Here is a 6,850-nt window from a genome sequence, read left to right on the forward strand (position 1 = left end):
GGGGTCCAATTTCCTTTGGCCCCCCGGCGAAGAAGCGTCAGAGCGCCCCCTGAGAGGCTTCATGTTCCCCAGACAAGGCTTACGATGAACCGGGCCGCGATGAACAGCAGGAAGCTCATGAACGTGATTTCGAGCGTCCGCCGCGAAAGCCGATGCGCCACCTTTGCGCCAAGCGGCGCCGCAAGCACGCTTACCGGGCCGAGCACCATGAAGCCGAGCAGGCTGACATAGCCCGCCGAGAGCGGCGGCAGCGTGGCCACGTTCCAGCCTTCCACGATATAGCCGATGGTGGCGGGTATCGCGATGATCGGCCCGAAACCGGACGCGGTGCCGACCGCCTGATGGATCGGCCAGCCGAGGAACTTCATGTAAGCCGTGACATAAGCCCCACCGCCGATGCCGATGAGGGTTGAAATCAGGCCGATGCCGAAGCCGGCGACGAGATTCCACGGCGCGGGCGGAAGCGCCGCGTCAGGCTTCGGCTCGCTTTTGCCGAAAGCAAGGCGCGAGGCGATGAAGATGCATGACGTCGCGAATACCGCCTTGAGAAAGCTGGACGGAGCGCGCGACGCGATGAACACGCCGAGCACCGCTCCCGCCACCACCCACGGGCCAAGCCGCCGGATCACCTCCATAACCACCGCACCATGCTTGTTATGCGAGCGCACCGAGTTGATGGCAGTCGGGATGATGATGGCAAGGGAGGTCGCCACGCAGACGCGCATGATGATGCTCTCGTCGACGCCAGCCAGCCGGAACAGTTCGTAGAGCACGGGCACGCTCACCGCGCCGCCGCCGATGCCGAGAAGGCCAGCGAGAAAGCCGGTGATCACGCCGCCGATGAGAAGCGCAATGGACAATTCCGCGATTTGATACCACGGGAGGTGTTGAATGAGGTCAAGCATGCGGGACATGGGAAAGGAATGAGATGCGGGCGAAAGACTACAGCTTTGCCCCGTGCATGCAATTATTATTATTTTCGGGATTTATTGCATACACTGATGCGAAATTTGCATGCAATGGCCGGCGATTCCGCCGCTTCCATGGCGCGGCAACGAGGTGAGCCGCTCCGGCATGTCCGGGCCGGAATGTTATCGCGTTTTGCAGAAACACAGGACGAGGCCGTGGCCAGCTGATTTGCGCGCCTTATTCGCGTGACCCGGCCACCGGAACGAGAGCCTTGAAAGCCTCCATCAGCAGCGGCCCAGCCGGGATGCCAGAAAAACGGTATTCGCCCGGCGAGCAGCGCCAACCACTATTGGCGCTTCAATATTCATGGGTCTCGCGGCCGCTAGCGCGGGCGGGATGACCGCGACCGCCCGAAAAGGTGTGACCCCGCCGCGCGGTTCTCCCGCCGCCGTCACGCCGCGAGCGAAGGCGCCTCCTCGGCGCGCCGCGCCGCCTCGATTGCGGCGTGAATGATATCGAGCCCCGCGCCGGGTTTGACGCATTCCTCGGTCAACAGACGCCGGAATTGCCGCGCGCCCGGCCTGCCGTTCACGAGGCCGATCATGTGGCGTGCGATGGCGGAAAGCCTTGTGCCCCGCTCAAGCTCGCGTTCGATGAAAGGAAGCATGCGCTCCAGCGCCTCATGCGGCAGGAGCGGCGCGGCCGTCTCGTCATAGAGCGCGGCGTCCACTTCCAGAAGCAGCGCCGGGTTCTTGTAAGCCGCGCGGCCGAGCATGACGCCGTCCACACTTTCAAGGTGCATCGCGCTCTGTTCGATCGTCTCGATGCCGCCGTTGATCACGATCGTCAACTCGGGGAACGCGGCTTTGAGGCGATAAACCCGTTCGTAATCGAGCGGCGGGACGTCGCGGTTTTCTCTCGGCGACAGCCCCTTGAGCCACGCCTTGCGCGCATGAACGATGAAGATTTTACACCCCGCCGCCGCCACCGTCTCGATGAAGCGCGTGAGATCGGCCTCGCTGTCCTGCTCGTCGATGCCGATGCGGTTCTTCACGGTCACCGGAATCTGACCGCCGACGGCGCTTTTCATCGCCGCCACGCATTTGCCGACAAGTTCCGGCTCCGCCATCAGACACGCGCCGAACCGGCCCGACTGCACACGGTCCGAAGGGCAGCCACAGTTGAGGTTGATTTCGTCATAGCCGAAGCCAGCGCCGATTTCGGCAGCCCGCGCGAGTTCGAGCGGGTCAGAGCCGCCGAGTTGCAGAGCGACCGGGTGCTCCGTACCGTCGAAGCCGAGAAGCCGCTCCCGGTCGCCGAACATGATCGCGCCTGACGTTACCATCTCCGTATAGAGCCGCGCACGGCGCGAGAGAACGCGATGGAAGAAACGGCAATGGCGATCCGTCCAATCCATCATGGGTGCGGTGCAAAATGTCCATTTCTTATCAGTCACTTGCGTTACTCTGTCGGTCCAATCCGCTGATCGCATCACCAGCACGGCGCTAACATACGGATAGATGGCTATTCACGCCGGGACAAAACCGTGTTGGCGGCCGCATGTCAAATTGCGTTGTGTCTATTTCCCGCCAAAGCGTGAAGGAACTGGTACGGGCCGAAACCGCAGCCGTTCCGACGTCCGTCACGAACCCAGCCGTCCGCCTCATCATGAGGATGACGACTTCGCAAGGGACGCAACGACTGCGCCGACTGCACGGCGATCCGCCTTCCCGGTCTTTCCCAGCGGCAAACCGTCTACGATGTGGATGGCGTTCGGCAGCTTGTAGTGTTCGATCCGGTCGGCTGCCCAGAGGCGAAGTTCGTTTGCCGTCACATGTGCGCCTGACTTCAGCGCAACGAGGAGGTGAACTGCCTCGCCAAGCGTTTCGTGAACGATGCTACCACATAATGCTTCGTGAACGAGAGGATGGGAGGCTATCGCGGCCTCCACTTCGAGGGGGGCGATTTTCATGCCGCCGCGAGATATGATCTCCTTCGCGCGACCGATGAGGACGATCCCGCCTTCGCATTGCCGGGCAAGGTCGCCAGTGCGGAACCAGCCGTCGTCAAAGACTGCATCCGTAAGAGTGGGGTCGCCGAGGTAGCCGATCATGCCGAACGGCGTGCGGATCTGAAGCTCGCCGGAGCCGGGCGTTTCGGTATGAGCGATGCGGAACGAAACGCCCTCGGTCGGTTGGCCAAGAGTGCCGAGATGCTTGCCTTCGTGCACTGCGAGCGCAAAATCGCAGGAGCCCGTCTCACTGAGGCCGAAGAGATCGAAAATTCGCGCCTCGGGAAAGCGTTCGATTGTGTGAAGGCTGAGCGGCACCCCGAGAGCCTCGCCCCCGGTCAGCAGAAGTCGAAGGCTGCTGCTCGGCTTGCCGTCCGGTGCATCCGACATCCTGAGCATTGATGGCACGAGCGCCCCGACGGTTGCCTCTGCCTGAAGAGAGGAGGCAACCTGCCCTGGATCGAATTTCGGCAATTGGACGAGCCTTGCGCCTTCCAGTAGCGCAAGCAGAGCGACCCAGATCCCGTAAACGAACGAAAGTTGCAGTGGAAGAAGGACCACATCGTCGCTCCTCACGACGAGGAGGCGCCGCAAGACTGCGAGCTTTGCAGCAAGCCGGTCGCCGTCGAGCACGACGCCTTTCGGCTCGCCGGTACTGCCGGAGGTGAATATCACGAGCGAGCCGCAATCATCGTCATCGCGGATGGAAACGGTGCCCGTATTATCCACGACACGATGATCGGAGATTATGAGACGTATTCCGGCTTTCCGAATGACTCGCTCGACCGTTGACGATGGCGAGGCGTGATGGATCGGAACCACGGCCCCTCCCGCCCGCCAGACGCCGAGAAATGCCGCGATGTCTGGCGCGGCATTTGACAGCTTCAGGAGCACTGGCTCTCTGGGGCGGAGGCCATGGGCTTCGAGATCGAGCGCGATCCTTGCGCTGTGCGCCTCCATGGCGGCAGCATCGAGGCGGATGCCGGGGCTCTCCGCGGACGCACGCCTGTCCGCGAGGGCCTGAAGCACAAAGTCTGCCAGCATATTGCTCATAAGGGCTCCGCTTCGGCAAAGCGACGTTCGCGCCAAGCCAAGGCGGCGCGCAGCCCTTCCTGCCTTACGATACTCATGAATTGCACTTTGTCCGGCGACCTCCTGCCTTCGGCAGCAATGTCTATGTCGAGGGCGGCAGCGAGACCGGACGAGAGTCCTTGTGCCTCCAGGGCGACGTTGATTGCGCGTTTCGTGTCGCGCACGAGATCAGGATCGACGACGGCGACCCTGCGGGCGATCCGAAGAGCCGCTTCCTGCAATTCATCGGCAGGAACGATGCGCGTGATCAAGCCGATTTCATGGGCTCTTTGAGCGGTTATGCGGTCTTCGCCGGTAAGGATGATGTCCTTTGCCACCTTCGGACCAACGATCCATGGGAGCACCATGACGACGATGCCCGCACCAAACTTCAGCTCCGGCTCGCCGAAAAATGCATTCTCGCTCGCGATCGTGATGTCGCAGCAGAGGGCGAGTTCAAGACCACCGGCGAGACACGCTCCCGGCACCGCCGCGAGTGTGGGCTTCGGGAAATGCCAGAAACGGGTGACGGTATCGAAGTCGTAGCGAAGCGCTTCCCTCCACTCTTCGGGGCCAGTCGGCCCGTTTTCTGCCTGTTCCTTCAGGTCGAATCCAGAAGAGAAAGAGCCGCCCGCACCGGTCAGGATTACGGCATGAATACCGGCGTCCCGCTCAATCTCGTCAAGAGCGAGGTTCAGTTCCTTGAGAGTGCGCACGTTCAGAGCGTTCACGCGCGCGGGACGGTTCAACGTGATCCGGGCGACCCCACCCTCCAGACGCTCCAATAATATGGTTTCGTATGTCACGTCATATCCTCCGCGGAGCACATTTGAGGTTGGGGTCGCTTCGTATATTTCTTTGTCGACGTCGCGGCTCCATGAACGGATCGGCCAGCCGTAATGGCTTCGGCCGCCGTCAGCCCGAGTGCCTGTTCATAAAGCCTTCGATCAGGGTCGCCAGATAGACCGGTGTCTCTTGCATTGGGCAGTGACCACAGTTTTTGATAACGACCAACAACGGCGTGGCTGGACGGATCGACATAGTCAATATGGTTTTAGAAAATAAAAATCAGATAGTTAGGTGTGTTTGCCTCTCAGAGATCTGAAGCCCCTCTTTCCCCATGAAGAACGATTTGGTCGGCGCTCAATCTCGCCCGGCTGCAAACCTTCAACGCCGAGATCATCGGTGTCACCGTCGATTCGACCGCATATTTCCAGGCGATGAACGTGTTCATCACCGAGAAGAAATTGAAGCCGATGATCGACCGGGGCTTTCCCTTCACCGCGTGCCGAAGGCCTCCGTCTGAGGAGCGGCGGCCGCTTCGGCAAACCGGGTGGTCGGCATCTCGGATTGACCGGCATCAGCCGAGGCGGCCGAGATAGCCGGCGAGAATGGCGCGGCTCGACTGGAGGCAGTCGATCTTGGCATCCAATCCGGCGATCTCGCGGCGGAGCGTTGCCAGCACTTCCGCACAGGGCTCGAAATCCGGCCGATCGGTGAGCACGCAAGGCAGCAGGAAGCGGATCGTCTCCAGCTTCAATCCCGCCTCGCTCAAGAGTCGGATGCGCCGGACGGTCCGCTCCTCGGCCTCGCCATAGTCGCGGTAGCCGGACGCCCGCCGCGCCGGCGCCAGCAGACCTTCCTCCTCGTAATAACGCAGCATGCGGACGCTGATGCCTGTGCGCTTCGACAAATCGCCGATCTGCATGTGATCCTCTTGACCCTGACAGCGATGTCAGACTGTAGCGTCCTCTCCATCTGGACGAAAGAGCGGAGATGGAACGGATGAAGACGGTCGAAATCGATGGCGCACGGGTCGCTTATCAGGTCGATGGCACGGGGCCTGGACTGGTGCTCATCCACGGCACCGGCGGCAATGCCGAGACCAATTGGGGCCATCTGGTGCCCGCGCTCGCCCGGCATTGGACGGTGGTGCGTCCGGACTATTCGGGGTCCGGCGCCACCCGCGACGACGGCGGAGACCTCACCGCCGAGCGTCTTGCCGCCGAAGTCGTCGCGGCGGCGGAAGCGGCGGGCGCGGTGCCCTTCGATCTCGTCGGTTTCTCGCTCGGCGCGGCTGTGGCGGCGAAGATCGCGGCCGATTATCCCCACCTCGTCCGCCGGGTGGTCCTGCTCGGCGCATTCCTTGACGGTGCCGATCCCCGGCAGCGGATGCAGTTCGGCCTGTGGAACGACCTGATCCGCACCGACCGTTTGGCGATGGCGCGCCTCATTCTGCTGACCGGCTTCAGCCCGGCCTTCCTGTCCGGCCTCGGCCATAACGGGATCGCCGAGGCGATTGCGGCCATTGTCGAGGACAACGACTGGGAGGGTATGGCCCGCCAGGTGGATCTCGACCTTGCGATCGATATCACCGAGGAGGCGCGGCGGATCGAGAGACCCGTTCTGGTCATCGGCTGCGCCCACGACCATATGGTGCCGCCCGCCGAGGCGCGCGCGGTGGCGGCGGCGATTCCCGGTGCCCGCTATGCGGAATTGGCGACCGGCCATCTCGCCGCGCTCGAACAGCCGGACGCCTTCATCACCCTCCTTGATGATTTCCTGCGCGGCGACCGGCGCTGATGGGCCCACTCAGACCGGAAAGGCAAGGGATGCGGACCGGCGTAGAGACGTAGAATCGCAAAATCGGCTTTACGCGGGGTCGGAGATCCGACGATCAAAAGCTGTAAAGGAACGAAGCCGGATACACGGATCCACATCTCCGGCTTTCCGGACATCGGGCGGGCCGATCGAGCAGTTCCGCTCGCGTGACTTATCTCGTCTGGTTTTTTTTGAAAAACTGGAGCGGGCGAGGCGATTCGAACGCCCGACCCTAACCTTGGCAAGGTTATGCTCTAC

6 protein-coding genes are annotated in these 6,850 nt (G+C 62.2%); 1 reads left to right on the plus strand and 5 read right to left on the minus strand.

The genetic code is table 11. The features are described 5' to 3' along the window. Nucleotides 1–59: 59 nt before the first annotated feature. The 5 genes from EK416_RS04720 to EK416_RS04740 all read right to left on the minus strand — a co-directional run bounded on the left by EK416_RS04720 (nt 60) and on the right by EK416_RS04740 (nt 5,699). Nucleotides 60–905, minus strand: a complete 846-nt coding sequence (locus EK416_RS04720; RefSeq protein WP_127076310.1) for a sulfite exporter TauE/SafE family protein — start codon at nt 903–905, stop codon at nt 60–62. A 455-nt stretch (nt 906–1,360) separates the two neighbouring features. Beyond that, on the minus strand, nt 1,361–2,401 hold the full coding sequence (gene dusA / locus EK416_RS04725) for a tRNA dihydrouridine(20/20a) synthase DusA (protein ID WP_127076311.1): 1,041 nt from the start codon (nt 2,399–2,401) through the stop codon (nt 1,361–1,363). A gap of 174 nt (nt 2,402–2,575) precedes the next feature. Further along, on the minus strand, nt 2,576–3,973 hold the full coding sequence (locus EK416_RS04730; protein ID WP_127076312.1) for a class I adenylate-forming enzyme family protein: 1,398 nt from the start codon (nt 3,971–3,973) through the stop codon (nt 2,576–2,578). Next, the gene (locus EK416_RS04735; protein WP_127076313.1) at nt 3,970–4,797 is read right to left on the minus strand and encodes an enoyl-CoA hydratase/isomerase family protein; all 828 of its coding nucleotides are present in this window, start codon (nt 4,795–4,797) and stop codon (nt 3,970–3,972) included. Before EK416_RS04735 ends, EK416_RS04730 begins: the two co-directional genes overlap by 4 nt. Before the next feature lie 554 nt (nt 4,798–5,351). Further along, nucleotides 5,352–5,699, minus strand: coding sequence for a MerR family transcriptional regulator (locus EK416_RS04740; protein ID WP_127076314.1), 348 nt, complete (start codon nt 5,697–5,699; stop codon nt 5,352–5,354). 68 nt (nt 5,700–5,767) lie between these two features. On the opposite strand from EK416_RS04740, the gene EK416_RS04745 reads away from it, so the two are divergent. Then, nucleotides 5,768–6,574, plus strand: a complete 807-nt coding sequence (locus EK416_RS04745) for an alpha/beta fold hydrolase (RefSeq protein ID WP_210210968.1) — start codon at nt 5,768–5,770, stop codon at nt 6,572–6,574. Nucleotides 6,575–6,850 lie beyond the last annotated feature (276 nt).

The organism is Rhodomicrobium lacus (genome assembly GCF_003992725.1).
Lineage (GTDB): Bacteria > Pseudomonadota > Alphaproteobacteria > Rhizobiales > Rhodomicrobiaceae > Rhodomicrobium > Rhodomicrobium lacus.